Raw genomic sequence first — 14,842 nt, 5'->3', positions numbered from 1 at the left:
CGGGGGAGAAGGCGGCCGCATGACTGCTCAGCAGCACGACCGGGTGGCGTACCCCGCCGCCCGGGTCGGCACCCGCACCTGGCGGTGGTTCCTGCTGGGCGGCATCCCGGTCGTCATCGCCGGCATCCTGCTGGGTCCGGCCGCGCAGGAGGCCGTCTACGCGGCCTTCGGCGCGGCCGCCGCCGTGGCCGTGGTCGCCGGGATCCGGGCACACCGGCCGGCGCGGACCCTGCCGTGGTGGCTGCTCGCCGCCGGCATGGCGTGCGGTGCGCTGAGCAACCTCGCCTGGTCGGCCGCCCTCGTCCTCGGCGGGCCCCCGGCCGGGCTCAACGTGATCAACGCCGTCTACTACGGCATGTACCTGCTGGTCGCCGCCGCCCTGGCGGTGCTGGCCGGGCCCGGACGCAGCTCCGCGCTGGCCGGCGCCGCCGAGGCCGGCATCGTGGCGTGCACCGCGGCCGTGCTGGCCTGGGTGTTCCTCATCGACCCCGTGCTCCGCAGCCGCGATGCGATCACCGGCGGCTTCGCGCTCGTCTACCCCGTGCTCGACCTGATCCTGCTCACCATGGCGGTACGCCTGGCCGTCGCCGCCGCCTCGCTGACCCGCACGCACCTGCTCATGCTGTTCGGCACCGGCGTGCTGGTGCTGGCCGACGTGGGCTACGTGCTGTGGGTCGCCGCCGGCGGCCCCTGGTCCGGCTCCGGTGGCAGCGCCGCCTGCTGGATGCTCTTCTACCTGCTCGTGGGCGCCGCCGCCCTGCACCCCGCCATGGCCACCGACCGCGGGGCCGCCCCGATCGGCGGCTACCTGCGCTCGCCGCGGCTGACCACGGCGGCCAAGGCGCTCATCGTGCTGGTGGGGCCGGCCGCGACGGCGTACGCGTTCTGGCGCGACCTGCACCGCCAGGACTTCGACCTGCTCGACATCACCGTGCCGCTGGGCGCCGCGGCGGCCACCGGCGTGCTGCTGGTGCTGCGCCTGTCGCACACCAGCACGCTGGTCAACCGGCGGGCCACCGACCTGCAGGCGGCGCTGGACGACCAGGCGGCGCTGCAGGAGCAGATGACCCACCTGGCGCTGCACGACGCCCTGACCGGCCTGCCGAACCGGCTGCACCTGGACCGCCTGGTCCAGGCCGCGCTAAGCACCGGGGACGCCGGCTGCCTGCTGATGGTCGACCTGGACGGGTTCCAGCACGTCAACGACAGCTTCGGGCACCCGACCGGCGACGCACTGCTCACCGAGGCCGCCCGCCGGCTGCGCGAGGTGATCGGGCGGGCCGGGACGCTGGCCCGCTTCGGCGGCGACGAGTTCGCGGTGCTGCTGCACGACGGCGACTGCCTCGCCGCCGAGCCGCACGCCCGGGCGATCCTGCGCACCCTGCGGCAGCCGGTCGAGGTGGACGGGCAGCGGCTCCACGTCACGGCGAGTATCGGGATGCGCGACCTCGCCACCGCCGCGGACAGCGCCGAGGTGCTCAGCGACGCCGACCTCGCGCTGTACGCCGCGAAGGCGGCCGGCAAGGACCGGGTGATCGCGTACGACGTCACGCTGCGCGAGAACCAGCTGAAGCGGATCGCCGTGGTCGACCGGCTGCGCGGCGCCATCGGGACCGACGCGATCCAGGTGTACTACCAGCCCATCGTCTCCTTCTCCACCGGCCGGTTCACCGCCGTGGAGGCGCTGGTGCGCTGGGTGCCGCCGGGCGAGGCCACGATCGGGCCGGACGCCTTCATCCCGGCCGCCGAGGACAGCGGGCTGATCGTGCCGCTCGGCGAGCAGGTGCTGCGCCAGGCCTGCCGCGACGCCGCCGTCTGGTACCGCCGGTACGGCACGCTGCTGACCGTCAACGTCTCGCCGCGGCAGCTGTCCGAGGCGGACTTCGCCGCCCGGGTGATGCGGGCGCTGCACGACGCGGACCTGCCCGCCGCCGCCCTGATCCTGGAGATCACCGAGGGCGTGCTGGTCGGCGCCGGCGCGCAGGCCGAGCAGAGCATCGCGCACCTCAGCGAGCTGCGCCGCTTCGGCGTGCAGGTGGCGGTCGACGACTTCGGCACCGGCTACTCGTCGCTGGCGTACCTGCGGGACCTGCCCATCGACATCCTGAAGATCGACCGGTCGTTCATGCCGGACGAGGCGACCGGCGACCCGGCGCAGCAGGTGGCGCTGGTCCGCACGATCGTCGACCTGGCGCACACCCTGCGGCTGACCGCGGTCGCCGAGGGCGTGGAGACGATGGAGCAGACGGCGGTGCTGCAGACCCTCGGCTGCGACAAGGGTCAGGGCTTCCACTACGGCCGCCCGGCGCCGGCCGCGAAGACGGCCGATGTTCTAGCCGAAGGGGTGACAGCGCCGGCCGCGCGCTGACGTTTGTCTCCTCTCGGGGGCGGGAATGCCGCCGGTCCCCAATGGAGGAGAGAGACCATGGTCACCAGTTCCCATGCGGGCGGCGTAGCGTCGCCGCGGGCCCGTACGCTCGTGCAGACGGCTGCCCTCGCGGTCGCCGCCGTCTTCGCGCTCGTCGGCATCCTGGGCTTCATACCCGGCATCACCACGGACTACGGCGCCATGGCGTTCGCCGGGCACCACAGCGACGCCAAGCTGCTCGGCATCTTCCAGGTGTCGGTCCTGCACAACATCGTCCACCTGCTCTTCGGGCTGGTGGGCTTCGCGCTGGCCCGGACCGTGTCGGGCGCGCGCTCGTACCTGATCGGGGGTGGCGCGATCTACCTGGTGCTCTGGCTCTACGGCCTGGTCGTCGGCCAGGACAGCGCGGCCAACTTCGTACCGCTCAACACCGCCGACGACTGGCTGCACCTGCTGCTCGGTCTCGGCATGATCGCCCTGGGTTTCCTCACCACCCGGCAGACCAACCGCCGCTGAGGCGGCACGAAGAAGGGGCCGGGGAATCCCGGCCCCTTCTTCGTGAGCCGGCTCAGTCCAGCGCACCCTTGATCTTGTTGACCACATTGGCCACCCCCTGGCCGTGGGCGGCGGCGCCGGTGCCCGGCTTGCCCTTGCCCATCGAGCCGTCGTAGGTGACGAACAGCCTGGGGTCGGGGGCGGGACCCAGCGGCTTGTCGTCGGTGAGCGGCTGGGCGTCCGGCACGTAGATGATCTCGTCCTTGCCGTTGAGGGCCGGGCCGCGGGCCCAGCGTCCCTCGCCCGCGGCGCTCTCCGGGTCGAAGCTGTAGAAGGTGTGGTTCTGCTCCTGCTTCTCCTCGGCGCCGTTGGAGTCCTCGATGCCGTTCTCGGTGAAGCCGTCCTCGATGAGCTGCTCGATGCCGAGCAGCCACTGCTGCTGGTGGTAGGTGTCGCGGGCCAGGTTGAACTGGAGCATGTCCTTGACGCCGCGGTCGTCGGTCATGTTGTAGATGCGGCTGGTCTGCAGCCGGCTCTGCGCCTCGGCGGCCACATTGGAGCGGAAGTCGGCGAGCAGGTTGCCGCTGGCCACGATGTACCCGGCGTTCCACGGCACGCCCTGGCTGTTCGTCGGCATCGCGCCGCCGCCGGTGACGACCGCGTGCTGCGGGTTCATGCCGCCGATCACCGCGGCCAGCACCGGGTTCGCCGCCACCGCCTTCTCGGTGGTCTCGCTCGGCGCCCCCTCGAGCAGCCGGGCCAGCATGGTGGTCAGCATCTCCACGTGACCGATCTCCTCGGTCGCGATGTCCATGATCATGTCCTTGTACTTGCCGGGGACCCGGCAGCTCCAGCCCTGCCAGAGGTACTGCATCATCACGGTCATCTCACCGAACTGGCCACCGACCAGCTCCTGCAGCTTCGCCGCGAAGAACGCGTCAGGCTTCTCCGGCTTGGCCTGGAACTGCAGGTAATCCACGTGCTTGAACATGAAAGCCTCCACGGATAGAAATCGACAATCGCTGAGCTACCCGTGTCGCTGGCCCGCCCGGGTCAGCGTGTGGCCCGTGCGTGTCATTCCGGCCGGGCGGGGCAATCGGCCCCCATGACCCAGACCTTGCGTGCTCCTGGACTTCTGCTCGGTGCGGGCCTCGGCGGTTTCGTCGACGGCATCGTGCTGCACCAGATCCTGCAGTGGCACCACATGCTCACCGGTGTGCGCTCGCCGGACACCGTTGCGGGCCTGAGGATGAACACGCTGGCCGACGGCTTGTTCCATGTGGCCGCCTGGCTGCTGGTGCTCGGCGGGATCGCCCTGCTGTACTCCCGCGTGACCCGCGACCGGCGCGAAGCATGGAGGTCCCGCGAGCTGTGGGGCTGGGCGTTGGCCGGCTGGGGCCTGTTCAACCTCGTCGAGGGCCTCGTCGACCACCAGATCCTCGGCGTGCACCACGTCCGCGAGGGCGCCGGGCACCTCCCGTGGGACCTGGCGTTCCTGGCCCTGGGCGCCCTGCTGGTCGGCGCGGGCTGGGCGGTGCGCCGCCGATGACCGTCCTCGCCGTCCTGGCGGCCGCCCTCGGATACGAGTGGCTGAGCCTGCGGGCCCGGGTCTGGAACCCCTGGCGGGGCGCCGCCTTCACCGCCGGATGTGCCGTCGCCCTCGCCGGGCTCGGCATGCACGCGCACGGCGCCGCGGGCCACATGGGACAACACCTCCTCGTCGGGATGGTCGCTCCACTGGGGATCGTCCTCGGCGCGCCGGTGACGCTGCTGCTGCGGACCCTGCCGGTGACCGCGGGGCGGCGGCTCACGCGCGTGCTGCGCACGGCGCCGGTTCGCTTCCTGATCTCTCCGGTGGTCGCTCTCGTGCTCAGCGCCGGCTCCCTGGTGCTGCTCCATCTCACTCCACTGCTCGCGTACGCGATGAGCGACCCCTTCCTCCACTCGGCCCTGCTGGTCCACTTCCTGCTCGCCGGCTGCCTGTTCGCCTGGGTGATCGCCGGGCCGGACCCCGCCCCGCACCGCGCCACCGTGCGCACGCGGCTGGTCGTCCTCGCGGTGGCCGTCGCCGTGCACGCCACGCTGGCCCAGCTGATGTACGCCGGAACGCTGGTCCGCACGCCCGGCACCGACGCGGACCGGCAGACGGCGGCGACACTGATGTACTACGGCGGCGACCTCGCCGAGCTCCTGCTCGCCTTCGGCGTCTTCCAATCCGGGTCGCGGCAGGTGCGTGCGCGCGGCGGCCTGGCCCGTACGGGTCACCGCATGGCCCGGCCGTGACACCGAAGGTGGGCACTGGGTCGGCATGGTCGTCCTGGATTCCGCCGTCGAGCTGGTCCAGCCGCTGCGCCGCCGGGTCGCCCGGGTGGCACCGTGGTTCGGGCCGGCCTTCGTCGCGGCCATCGCGTACGCGGACCCCGGCAACTTCGCCACCAACTTCAGCGGCGGCGCCGTGTTCGGCTACCAGCTGGTCTGGGTGATCGTGGCGGCCAACCTGATGGCCATGCTGATCCAGTCGCTGTCGGCGAAGCTCGGCCTGGTCACCGGCCGGGACCTGCCCGAGCTCTGCCGTGAGCACCTGCCGCGCCCGGTCAGCCGGGCCCTGTGGGTGCAGGCCGAGCTCGTCGCGATGGCCACCGACCTCGCCGAGATCATCGGCGGGGCGCTCGCGCTCTCTCTGCTGTTCGGCGTACCGCTGCCGGTCGGCGGGCTCATCACCTGCGTCGTCGCCTTCGCCCTGCTCACGCTGCACCAGTGCGGCGTCCGCCGCTTCGAGACCGTTATCGCGGGCCTGCTCGGCGTCATCCTGCTGGGCTTCCTGTACGACGCGCTGCGGGCCGGCACCGACGCCGGCGCCCTGGCCGCGGGGATGGTCCCGTCCTTCTCGGGCACCGACAGCCTCCTGCTGGCCACCGGCATCCTCGGCGCCACCGTCATGCCGCACGTCATCTACCTGCACTCGGCGCTGACCAAGTCCCGCGCCACGGCCGCGGCCGACCCCGCTCAGCAGCGGGTCGCCCTGCGCTGTCAGCGGGTGGACACGCTGGTGGCGCTCGGCCTGGCGGGGCTGGTCAACCTGGCGATGCTGATGATCGCCGCGCGGCTGTTCTTCGGCTCCGGCATCCCGGGCACCGACAGCCTCGAGGGCATCCACGCCGGGCTGGGGCTGACCCTCGACGGGTACGCCGCCCTCGCGTTCGCGATCGCACTGCTGGCCTCGGGGTTCGCCTCCTCCAGCGTCGGCACGTACGCCGGTCAGGTGGTCATGCAGGGCTTCATCGGCCGCAGCGTCCCGCTCAGCGTCCGCCGGCTGCTGACCATGGCCCCGGCCATGGTGATCCTGCTGGCCGGCGCCGACCCGACGACCGCGCTGGTCTGGTCGCAGGTGGTGCTCTCCTTCGGCGTGCCGTTCGCGCTGATCCCGCTCATCTGGCTGACCCGCCGCCGCGACATCGTCGGCGCGCACGTCAACCGCCGCATCACCACCGCCGGGGCGAGCATCGCGGCGGGCCTGATCATCGCCTTGAATGTTTTCCTGCTCGTCCGCACCTTCGCCGTTTCGTGACCGCTGGGGCGGGAACGCCCCGCCCATGCGCATACCTCACAGGATGCCCGTGCTGCCGGCCAGGGCGGCGGCCTCCGTCCGGCTGGACACGCGCAGCTTGCGCAGCAGCGAGGCGGTCAGCCGCTTCACCGTACGCTCGGAGACGTGCAGCTTGAGGGCGATCTCGGTGGTCGTCGCCCCGGCGGCGATGAGCTGCAGCAGGGTGCGTTCGGCGTCGTCGAGATCGGCGGGCGCCGGACGGGCCGACCGTGCCGGGGCCAGCAGCGCGCCGAGCAGCTCCGGCGGGAGCACCGCCCACCCGTCGACGACCGCCAGCAGCGGCTGGAGCAGCGCCGCGGGATCGCTGGTCTTCGGCAGGAAGCCCTCGGCGCCGGCCCGCAGTGCGGCCAGCGCCGGCTCCGGGTCCTCGTCGCCGGACATGGCGACGATGCGGGTCCGCGGCGCCGCCCGGCGGACCGCCGCGATCGCCCCGAGCCCGCCCGGGGCCGGCATGTGCAGGTCGACGAGGGCCAGGTCGGGCACCCAGTTGCGGACCAGCGCGGCCGCCGAGGCCGCGTCGCGGGTGGCGGCCACGACGGTGGCGCGCCCGCCGCTCACCTCGGGCAGCAGCAGCTCGAGCCCGCTGACGAACAGGGCATGGTCGTCGACGACGACGATCCGGACAGACGTAGGCACGCGGGACGCATGCCCAGCCCGGGAGCGGTCATGCGGGTGAGAAGGCGCGAACCGCCCACGGACCCGGCCCTCGTCCTGCTGCGCTCGTTCTGCCACGAGCTGCGGCCCCCGGTGGCGACCCTGACGTCGCTGGTCCGGGCCCTGGAGCATCAGCAGACCGAGGGGCGCCGCGAGGAGCTCGCCCAGCTCGCCGCCGCCCACGTGTCGCACGCCGAAGCCGTGCTGCAACAGGCCGCCGCGGCAGCGCAAGGCCTGGCCGGACCGGCGGACAACCACCAGCCCCTGCACCGGGTCCTGCCCTCGGTGGCGGCGACCGTGCCCCGCGAGCGCCTCGACGTGGAGGTCAGCGCCGCCGCCGCCCGCTGCGTCGTCGCCCCGCGGCACACCCGGCAGATCCTGCTCAACCTGCTCGACAACGCGGAGCGCTACTCGCCGGGCGCGATCCGGCTCAGCGCCCGGACCGGCTGGCGGCGGCTGCGGCTCACCGTGTCCGACGAGGGGTCGTTCACCCTCGACCTGGCTCGCAGCCTGCGGCGGCGTACCCCGCCGCAGGGGACCAAGGGCCTCGGCCTGTGGGTGGTGCGCCACCTCGTCGCCGCGCAGGGCGGCGTCATCCGGGCCCGGCCGCTGACTCCGCGGGGCGTCGCGATCGAGGTGTGCCTGCCGCGGCGCCGGCGCTGACCCCGCGGGGCCGGGCACCGGCCCTGGCGGGCCACCGGGCGGGGTACCGCACGTGTGCACGTCTCGCGAAAGGAACCGCTATGCGCCTGTTCATCGCCTCGGCGTACTTGCTGGCCCTCGTCCTGCACGCTGAATGGACCGTGCTCACCGTGCTGCTCGCCGTCGCCCTCACCGCGATCGCCGCGGTCCCGGCACTGCGCCGGACGGTACGCCTCCGGGCAGCGGTGCCGCTGCCCGCCGACATCCCACCGGGCGCCGCGGTGACGCGGTGATCCGGCCGATCCACACCCGAGCCCGACGAAAGGCAGCGTCATGACCGACCAGAGCACCGACCGCCACCCCACCGACGAGCCCGACGGCGCCACCGCGCACCAGGCCTCGCTGCGGCCGCCGGGTGCCTCCGTCACCTCCGCCGCGGGTGACGATCCGGAGCTGGCACCGGCCCCGGACGCGCCGGCGGGCGACGAGCCCTTCGACGACACGGTGGACGCGCGCACCGGCTACGACCCGGAAGCCGTCTCAGGGGACACCGAGGTCTACCGCCCGGACCGCTGACCGCTTCACCCGGCGGGAGGGGGTTGAGCGGGACGCAGGTGGGTACGCCGCGCACACCCGCCGAGGAAGGGGCCCGCCGTGACCGACTCTTCCGTGCAAGCTCCGGCGTCCGCTGCCTCCGCCGAGCGGGTGTTCTGTCCCGACAGCACCGGCCGTGGGCTGCTGGAGGCCGCCGTCCGGGCCGTGCAGGGCCGGGGCTGCCGGGACCTGGACCGGATCCCGCTGCTCGGGCGCCGCCCCGGGCTGCGTGCGCGGGAACGGACGTCGGCGCTGCTGCGGGACGCGTACGTCGAGGCCACGCCCATCGACGAGGTGTTCCGGCTGGACGCCTCCGCGGTCGCCGCGTGGATCACCGGACGGTACCCGCAGCGGACATACCCCGGCGTGCTGCTCGGCTCCGTGCACGGCGCCGTGGCGCACCTCGCCGCGGTGCTCGACGTACCGTGGCTGCCCTCGGGCTTCACCGTCTCCGTGCCCTGGCTCGGTGGCCGGGTGGGGGACGGGGAGGGCGCCCTGGACTGGGGTGCCTTCGTCGCGGAACGCATCCTCGCGGGCAACCCCGACGTGACCGTACGCCAGGTGCACGACCCGATGCAGCGCGGCGCCCTCTGCGGCAGCACCCTTACCCTGCACGTGCGCTGGACCCGGCTGCCGGAGGCGTACCGGGAGTTCCTGGCCACCCACCTGGCACCGGGCGGCATCGCGCTGGCCCTGCGCGACCTGCGGAACTGGCCCGTGCTCGAGCTGGCGCCCCGGCACAGCTTCCAGATCGGCAGCCCGGTCAGCGGCCGGCCGGCGGACGACTACACGATGGACAATCCCTCGTTCCGCCGGCTGCTGGCCGGGCTGAGCGAGAACCAGTGGTCCGTCCCGCCGGACCCGGGCCCCTCCCGGTACGCCGAGCTCACCGGCGAACCCGGGTTCGACCAGGACCTGCGCCGCTGCGGAAGCCCGGCGCACCGCGTGCTGTACCCCAGCCCGTCGGTGCTCAGCGCGTTCACGGCCGACCTGCACCGGCAGTGGTGGGGGACCGAGGGACGGGCCGCGGACCGGTGCGTCGTGGAGACGGGCTCCTTCATCGACCCCTGGCACGTGCTCAGCGCCGGGCTGGTGCCGTACTGGTGCGAGTCGGCAGCGCAGCGCGCCGTGGACGCCGCCGGATGGTGGCTCGCCGGCAGCGAGGCGTTCGACGAGGTGGCCGTCCTGCCGCAGCCGCCCGGCGTGCGGAGCGAGACGTACGCGACCGCGCCGCTGTGGCGCTCACTGGCCGCCTTCGCGGGCACCCGCCCGCACGTCGACAAGCTGGCCATGACCCGCTACCCGATGCTGCCCATGGCGGCCGCGCGGGCCTCGTCGGCGCTGGCCACGATGAGCCCGGCCGACCCCGCCCCGCCGCCGCGGATGCCCGTCGCCGGGGTGCTCGCCGCGCTGCGGTCGTCCGGACCGGGCGCCGGGCTGCTGGTCGCCTGACCGCAGCTCAGCCGGCCGGCTCGCCGGCGGGCGACGGCTGCGCCTCGTCGGTCAGCGTCGCGTGCAGGTTCGTCACCTCGAGCACCATCCGGACGACCGGGCCCGGGTCGCGCAGCTTGAGCGTGATGCCGCGGGCGTTCGCGGCCCGCTGGGCGGCGACCAGCATCCCCAGCCCCGACGAGTCGAGGAACGTCACCGCGCTCATGTCGATGTCGAGGCGCGTGCAGTCGCGGCGGTCGACCACCTGCTGCAGCACCTGCCGCAGCAGTGCGGCGTTGTCCACGTCCACGTCGCCCTCGGGAACGACGACGATGGTGTCGCCCTCCCGCTCGATCGTGCAGTCGAAAGGCATGGTCCGGCTTCCTCCCCAGGGTGCGGGCGCCTGCGTACCCCGCCCTGCCGCATCGGAAACATCGCCACGGCCCGGGCGTTTGCCCCCACCTCCGCCGGGTAGCCAGGGCCGCAGCCGACGTGGAGGTGGGACAGTGCGCGCGATGGTCTACCGGGGGCCGTACCGGGTCCGGGTGCAGGAGAAGGAACGCCCGGCGATCGAGCATCCCAACGACGCGATCGTGCGGGTGACCCGCGCGGCGATCTGCGGTTCGGACCTGCACCTCTACCACGGGATGATGCCGGACACCCGGGTCGGCATGACGTTCGGCCACGAGTTCGTCGGCGTTGTCGACGAGGTCGGCTCCTCGGTGGAGAACCTCAAGGCGGGCGACCGCGTCATGGTGCCGTTCAACGTCTTCTGCGGCAGCTGCTACTTCTGTGCGCGCGGGCTCTACTCGAACTGCCACAACGTCAATCCCAACGCCACTGCGGTGGGCGGCATCTACGGCTACTCGCACACCTGCGGCGGCTACGACGGCGGGCAGTCCGAGTTCGTCCGGGTGCCCTTCGCCGACGTGGGGCCGAGCCTCATCCCCGAGTGGATGGACGAGGACGACGCGGTCCTGCTCACCGACGCGCTGGCCACCGGCTACTTCGGCGCACAGCTCGGCGACATCGTCGAGGGGGACACCGTGGTGGTCTTCGGCGCCGGGCCGGTGGGCCTGTACGCCGCCAAGTCGGCCTGGCTCATGGGCGCCGGCCGGGTCATCGTGATCGACCACCTCGACTACCGGCTCGCGAAGGCCGAGTCGTTCGCGCACGCCGAGACGCTGAACTTCACCGAGTACGGCGACATCGTCGTGCACCTCAAGAAGATCACCGACCACCTCGGCGCGGACGTGGTCATCGACGCGGTGGGCGCCGAGGCGGACGGCAACTTCCTGCAGCACGTGACCGCGGCGAAGCTGAAGCTGCAGGGCGGGTCGCCGGTGGCGCTCAACTGGGCCATCGACGCGGTCCGCAAGGGCGGCACGATCTCGGTGATGGGCGCGTACGGACCCATGTTCAGCGCGGTCAAGTTCGGCGACGCCATGAACAAGGGGCTCACCCTGCGGATGAACCAGTGCCCGGTGAAGCGGCAGTGGCCCCGGCTGTTCGAGCACGTCAAGAACGGCTACCTGAAGCCGAGCGAGATCGTGACGCACCGGATCCCGCTCGAGCACATCGCCGAGGGCTACCACATCTTCTCCGCGAAGCTCGACGGCTGCATCAAGCCGCTCATCGTCCCCAGCGCGTCCTGAGGAGCAACCATGGCGTACACACCGGAGAAGCCCAAGGCGGCCGAGTCCAGCGACCAGCTGCGGGCCCGCATCCCGGGCTGGGGTGCCGACCTGGATCCCAGGGACCGTCCCGCCGTGCCGCGGGAGCGGTTCGACCCGAACCTGAGCGGGGCACGCTGGGAGTTCCCCGAGCGCCAGCCGGAGAAGTGGCCGCGGGAGCGCTCGATCGAGCACAAGTTCCTCACGCCGGTGTTCGGCACGTCCTGCCCGCCCAAGGGCCTCTCGGGCGTCATCCGCAGGTACGCGTACCGCCGGTACAGCGAGGGCCGCGCGGCGCACTGGCTGCTGCTGCTCGCCGCCGACCGGGTCGACACCGCGGAGAGCACGCTGCGCTCCTTCGTCAGCCTCCGGCCCGACAACCCGGTCACGCAGACCGGTGTGCTCAGCGAGATCTCGCACCACGGGCTCGCGTCTCGGCGCGGACACGGACGCGCGGACGTCAGGCATCACGCGCTGGACCCGGTCATCGTCGCGGCGCCGTGGGTGCTCGGCGGCTGGGTGGCCTACCGCCTGGCCCGCCGGGTCGCCGGCCGGCGCTGAGCGGTCGGCCGGTCAGATACCCGAGGGTGTTCCCGGGCTGTCGTCGGTGGAGCCCTGGCCGAGGCTGCTGCGCCGGCCCGCCACCGCCGGGTCGGGGGAGAGGTTCGGCTGCCCACCCTGCTCTCCGGCCTGCGGCTGGTGCTCCTCGTCCGGGTCGTAGGCGATTGGCCGGTCGGGTGGCCGTACGTCGGTGCCGTCCTGGGCGGTCGGATCCTGCGCGGCGCGCTGCTCGGCGATGCTGCCGTCGCCCACGGCGGTGGGCTCGCTGCCTTCGTCCAGAGGGTTGTCCGCGTCGATGCCCCACGGTTGTTCGCTCATGGGCACGGGCTACCCGGTGCGGCCCCGGCTAACCCGCGTCCGGCTCCCGGTATGCCCGGGTGCCTCCCGAACCCCATTGATGTAGTTCGCGGAGATCGCGTCGCTCCGCTTGACGAGCGCCGCCGCAGGGACGTCACTGGAGATCATGACGGCGCTGACCGGGTCCGCGACACCACCGCAGGGTAGCCTCGCGTGACCGCCCGTGCGCCGCTGCCCGAGACGGTGGCGCCGATGCTGGCCACCCTCGGCGCGCCGCCAGGAGGACCGGGGCAGGCCATCGAGTTCAAGTGGGACGGCATCCGCTGCGTCGCGTACGCCGAGGACGGCGCCGTACGCCTGCAGAGCCGCAACGCCAACGACCTGACCGGCGCGTACCCGGAGCTCGCGAGCCTGAGCGACCTGGCCGGCGCCCGTTCGCTGGTCCTCGACGGCGAGCTCGTCGCGCTGGACGCCGCCGGCCGCCCCTCGTTCGGCCGGCTGCAGCAGCGCATGCAGGTGGCGCAGCCGGCGCCGGCCCTGGTGGCGGCGGTGCCGGTCGTCTACTACGTCTTCGACCTGCTCAACCTCGACGGCGTCGCGACCCTGCAGCTCCCGTACGCCGAACGCCGCGCCCTCCTCGCCGGCCTCGGCCTGAGCTCCGAGGTGGTCCGGGTACCCCCGCACTTCGTCGACGCCGACCCGCAGGCGGTGCTGACCGCCGCCGAGGCGCAGGGCCTCGAGGGCATCGTCGTCAAGCGGCTGTCGTCGGCGTACCAGCCGGGCCGCCGGTCCCGGGACTGGATCAAGGTGCCGTTCAACCGGACCCAGGAGGTCGTGATCATCGGCTACAAGCCGGGACAGGGCCGCCGCGCCGGCACCATCGGCTCGCTGCTGCTGGCGGTGGCCGGGCCGGACGGCAGGCTGTCCTTCGCGGGCGGCGTGGGCACCGGCTTCACCCAGCAGATGCTGACCCACCTGCAGGACATGCTGCGGCCGATCGCGCGGTCGTCGGCGCCGGTCCCCGGCATCCCCCGCGAGTTCGTCCGCGGTGCCCTCTGGGTCGAGCCCGAGGTGGTGGGGGAGGTGGCGTTCCGCAACTGGACGTCCGACGGCCGGATGCGGCACCCGTCCTGGCGCGGCCTGCGGCTGGACAAGCGCCCGGCTCAGACCTGGCCCGGGGCCGCCGGCGAGGACGTCGAGATGGCGATGACCACCGCCGACGGAAGCTGGCTGGTGGAGGTGATCCGGCAGGGCCCGGTCACGTTCTGCCGCATCACCCACGGCGACGACGTGATCGACCGTATCCCCGAGATCGCCGACGTGGAGGCGATCCTCACCCGGGCGGGCGTGCGGCTCGCCGACCTGCACCCGGCGACGGGGGTCACGTCCGCGACGGCGTGACCGGGTCGTCCGCGGTGCTGATGGCGTGGATCAGCCGGGGCATCCGGACCACCCCGACGTAGCGTCCGGCGTTGTCGGTGCACAACAGCGGCTGCGCCCAATCGGTACGGGTGATGGCCCGCAACGCCGCCTCGGCGACCGGCGAGTCGACGTTGACCCGCATCGCGGGCGTGATGACGGGCACCGGGGCGCTGCGGTCGTCGAGCACGGCGACCGGGCGCTGCTGGTCGTCGCAGAGCACCACCAGGTCGACTGCGGCGTCGTGGAAGGCGGCGCCGGCCATCGCGGCGTCGGTCACCACCGGGGGATGCTCGAGGTGCCGGCGCAGGGTGTGGCCGGTCCCGGCCCGGCTGCGCGTGCCCAGCGCGAGGGCGACGTCGGGCACGACGGGAGCCCAGGGCGCCGCCGGCCGGCCTAGGTGGTAGCCCTGCGCCAGCGGTACGCCGAGGTCGGCCAACGCGGTGAGCTCGCCGGCCCGCTCGATGCCCTCGGCCAGCAGCCAGGCGTCGATCCGGCCGGCGAAGATGCCGAGCATCTCCACCAAGGCGCGTTTGGCCTCGTCGTGGTCGATGTCGACGATCAGAGCACGATCCAGCTTGATCATGGCCGGGCGCAGGGCGAGCAGGCGGGTGAGCCCGGCGTACCCGGACCCGGCGTCGTCGACGGCGAGCAGGGCGCCGGCCGCGCGCAGGCGGTTGAGGTCGGGCTCGAGCCCCCGCCAGTCGTCGATGACGACATGCTCGGTGAGCTCGACGATGACACCGCGCAGGTCGCCCTGGTCACGCCACACGGCCCGGACGACGTCGGCGTCGAGCACCTCGGGCCCGATGTTGACGGTGAGGAAGCAGTTGGCGGGCAGCGAGGCACGCTGCGCGAACCCGGCGCGCAGGGCGGCGGCCTGCAGCTCGGCGCTGAGGCCGTGCTCGTGGGCGGCGGCGAACCACGGCTCGGGGCTGCGGACCGGATGGCCCGCGAACCGGGTCAGCGCCTCGTAGCCCACCACGACGCCGCGGGCGACGTCGACGATGGGCTGGTAGACGGCGTGCAGGCCGTGCCCGGCGATCGCCGAGCGCAGCATCCCCGGCCAGTCGGGCGGAGGCTCCTCGGCCGGCACGGCGT

At 73.3% G+C, this 14,842-nt stretch carries 17 protein-coding genes; 12 read left to right on the top strand and 5 right to left on the bottom strand.

What is annotated here, in order from left to right:
- Window positions 1-19 precede the first annotated feature (19 nt).
- Window positions 20-2,368: a bifunctional diguanylate cyclase/phosphodiesterase gene (locus tag AB0J80_RS21475; RefSeq protein WP_364707483.1), complete on the top strand. Its 2,349-nt coding sequence runs from the start codon at window positions 20-22 to the stop codon at window positions 2,366-2,368.
- A gap of 57 nt (window positions 2,369-2,425) precedes the next feature.
- Complete coding sequence (locus AB0J80_RS21470) at window positions 2,426-2,884, top strand: DUF4383 domain-containing protein (protein ID WP_364707480.1); 459 nt, start codon at window positions 2,426-2,428, stop codon at window positions 2,882-2,884.
- Between the two features lie 52 nt (window positions 2,885-2,936).
- On the opposite strand, the gene AB0J80_RS21465 is transcribed toward AB0J80_RS21470, so the two are convergent.
- The gene (locus AB0J80_RS21465; protein WP_364707477.1) at window positions 2,937-3,854 is read right to left on the bottom strand and encodes a manganese catalase family protein; all 918 of its coding nucleotides are present in this window, start codon (window positions 3,852-3,854) and stop codon (window positions 2,937-2,939) included.
- 114 nt (window positions 3,855-3,968) lie between these two features.
- On the opposite strand from AB0J80_RS21465, the gene AB0J80_RS21460 reads away from it, so the two are divergent.
- The 3 genes from AB0J80_RS21460 to AB0J80_RS21450 are packed head-to-tail and all read left to right on the top strand — an operon-like array spanning window position 3,969 to window position 6,431.
- The gene (locus tag AB0J80_RS21460) at window positions 3,969-4,412 is read left to right on the top strand and encodes a DUF2243 domain-containing protein (protein WP_364707475.1); all 444 of its coding nucleotides are present in this window, start codon (window positions 3,969-3,971) and stop codon (window positions 4,410-4,412) included.
- Entirely contained in the window at window positions 4,409-5,146 is a 738-nt protein-coding gene (locus AB0J80_RS21455; protein WP_364707472.1) for a cytochrome c oxidase assembly protein, read from the top strand. Before AB0J80_RS21460 ends, AB0J80_RS21455 begins: the two co-directional genes overlap by 4 nt.
- A gap of 25 nt (window positions 5,147-5,171) precedes the next feature.
- Window positions 5,172-6,431, top strand: a complete 1,260-nt coding sequence (locus tag AB0J80_RS21450) for an Nramp family divalent metal transporter (RefSeq protein WP_364707470.1) — start codon at window positions 5,172-5,174, stop codon at window positions 6,429-6,431.
- Window positions 6,432-6,467: 36 nt separating this feature from the next.
- On the opposite strand, the gene AB0J80_RS21445 is transcribed toward AB0J80_RS21450, so the two are convergent.
- A complete protein-coding gene (locus AB0J80_RS21445) occupies window positions 6,468-7,106 on the bottom strand; it encodes a response regulator transcription factor (protein WP_364707468.1) in 639 nt (212 codons plus the stop codon).
- 30 nt (window positions 7,107-7,136) lie between these two features.
- Between AB0J80_RS21445 and AB0J80_RS21440 the strand changes: the two genes are divergently transcribed.
- The 4 genes from AB0J80_RS21440 (at window position 7,137) to AB0J80_RS21425 (ending at window position 9,812) form a co-directional block, all read left to right on the top strand.
- Window positions 7,137-7,787 carry an ATP-binding protein gene (locus tag AB0J80_RS21440; RefSeq protein WP_364707466.1) on the top strand — a complete coding sequence of 217 codons (651 nt, stop codon included), beginning with the start codon at window positions 7,137-7,139 and terminating at the stop codon, window positions 7,785-7,787.
- An 80-nt stretch (window positions 7,788-7,867) separates the two neighbouring features.
- Entirely contained in the window at window positions 7,868-8,059 is a 192-nt protein-coding gene (locus AB0J80_RS21435; protein ID WP_364707463.1) for a hypothetical protein, read from the top strand.
- A gap of 40 nt (window positions 8,060-8,099) precedes the next feature.
- Window positions 8,100-8,342 carry a hypothetical protein gene (locus AB0J80_RS21430; protein WP_364707460.1) on the top strand — a complete coding sequence of 81 codons (243 nt, stop codon included), beginning with the start codon at window positions 8,100-8,102 and terminating at the stop codon, window positions 8,340-8,342.
- 78 nt (window positions 8,343-8,420) lie between these two features.
- On the top strand, window positions 8,421-9,812 hold the full coding sequence (locus tag AB0J80_RS21425) for a hypothetical protein (protein ID WP_364707458.1): 1,392 nt from the start codon (window positions 8,421-8,423) through the stop codon (window positions 9,810-9,812).
- Between the two features lie 7 nt (window positions 9,813-9,819).
- On the opposite strand, the gene AB0J80_RS21420 is transcribed toward AB0J80_RS21425, so the two are convergent.
- A complete protein-coding gene (locus tag AB0J80_RS21420; RefSeq protein WP_364707456.1) occupies window positions 9,820-10,164 on the bottom strand; it encodes an STAS domain-containing protein in 345 nt (114 codons plus the stop codon).
- Window positions 10,165-10,306: 142 nt separating this feature from the next.
- Here AB0J80_RS21420 and AB0J80_RS21415 point away from each other — a divergent pair, with 142 nt between their 5' ends.
- Together AB0J80_RS21415 and AB0J80_RS21410 are read left to right on the top strand one after the other, a co-directional pair.
- Window positions 10,307-11,446: a zinc-dependent alcohol dehydrogenase gene (locus AB0J80_RS21415; RefSeq protein ID WP_364707572.1), complete on the top strand. Its 1,140-nt coding sequence runs from the start codon at window positions 10,307-10,309 to the stop codon at window positions 11,444-11,446.
- Window positions 11,447-11,455: 9 nt separating this feature from the next.
- Window positions 11,456-12,025 (top strand): hypothetical protein, encoded by a 570-nt coding sequence (locus tag AB0J80_RS21410; RefSeq protein ID WP_364707453.1) that lies wholly within the window; start codon window positions 11,456-11,458, stop codon window positions 12,023-12,025.
- 12 nt (window positions 12,026-12,037) lie between these two features.
- Here AB0J80_RS21410 and AB0J80_RS21405 read toward each other — a convergent pair whose 3' ends face one another.
- Window positions 12,038-12,343 (bottom strand): hypothetical protein, encoded by a 306-nt coding sequence (locus AB0J80_RS21405; RefSeq protein ID WP_364707450.1) that lies wholly within the window; start codon window positions 12,341-12,343, stop codon window positions 12,038-12,040.
- A gap of 192 nt (window positions 12,344-12,535) precedes the next feature.
- Here AB0J80_RS21405 and ligD point away from each other — a divergent pair, with 192 nt between their 5' ends.
- On the top strand, window positions 12,536-13,723 hold the full coding sequence (ligD, locus tag AB0J80_RS21400) for a non-homologous end-joining DNA ligase (RefSeq protein WP_364707447.1): 1,188 nt from the start codon (window positions 12,536-12,538) through the stop codon (window positions 13,721-13,723).
- Here ligD and AB0J80_RS21395 read toward each other — a convergent pair.
- Window positions 13,704-14,837, bottom strand: a complete 1,134-nt coding sequence (locus tag AB0J80_RS21395; RefSeq protein WP_364707445.1) for an EAL domain-containing protein — start codon at window positions 14,835-14,837, stop codon at window positions 13,704-13,706. The two genes, ligD and AB0J80_RS21395, sit on opposite strands and share 20 nt — an antisense overlap.
- Window positions 14,838-14,842: the final 5 nt, after the last annotated feature.

The sequence above is a fragment of the Actinoplanes sp. NPDC049548 genome (assembly GCF_040676695.1).
Lineage (GTDB): Bacteria > Actinomycetota > Actinomycetes > Mycobacteriales > Micromonosporaceae > Actinoplanes.
Note: the sequence above shows the minus strand (reverse complement) of the source record. Positions and strands in the feature narration are given on the sequence as shown.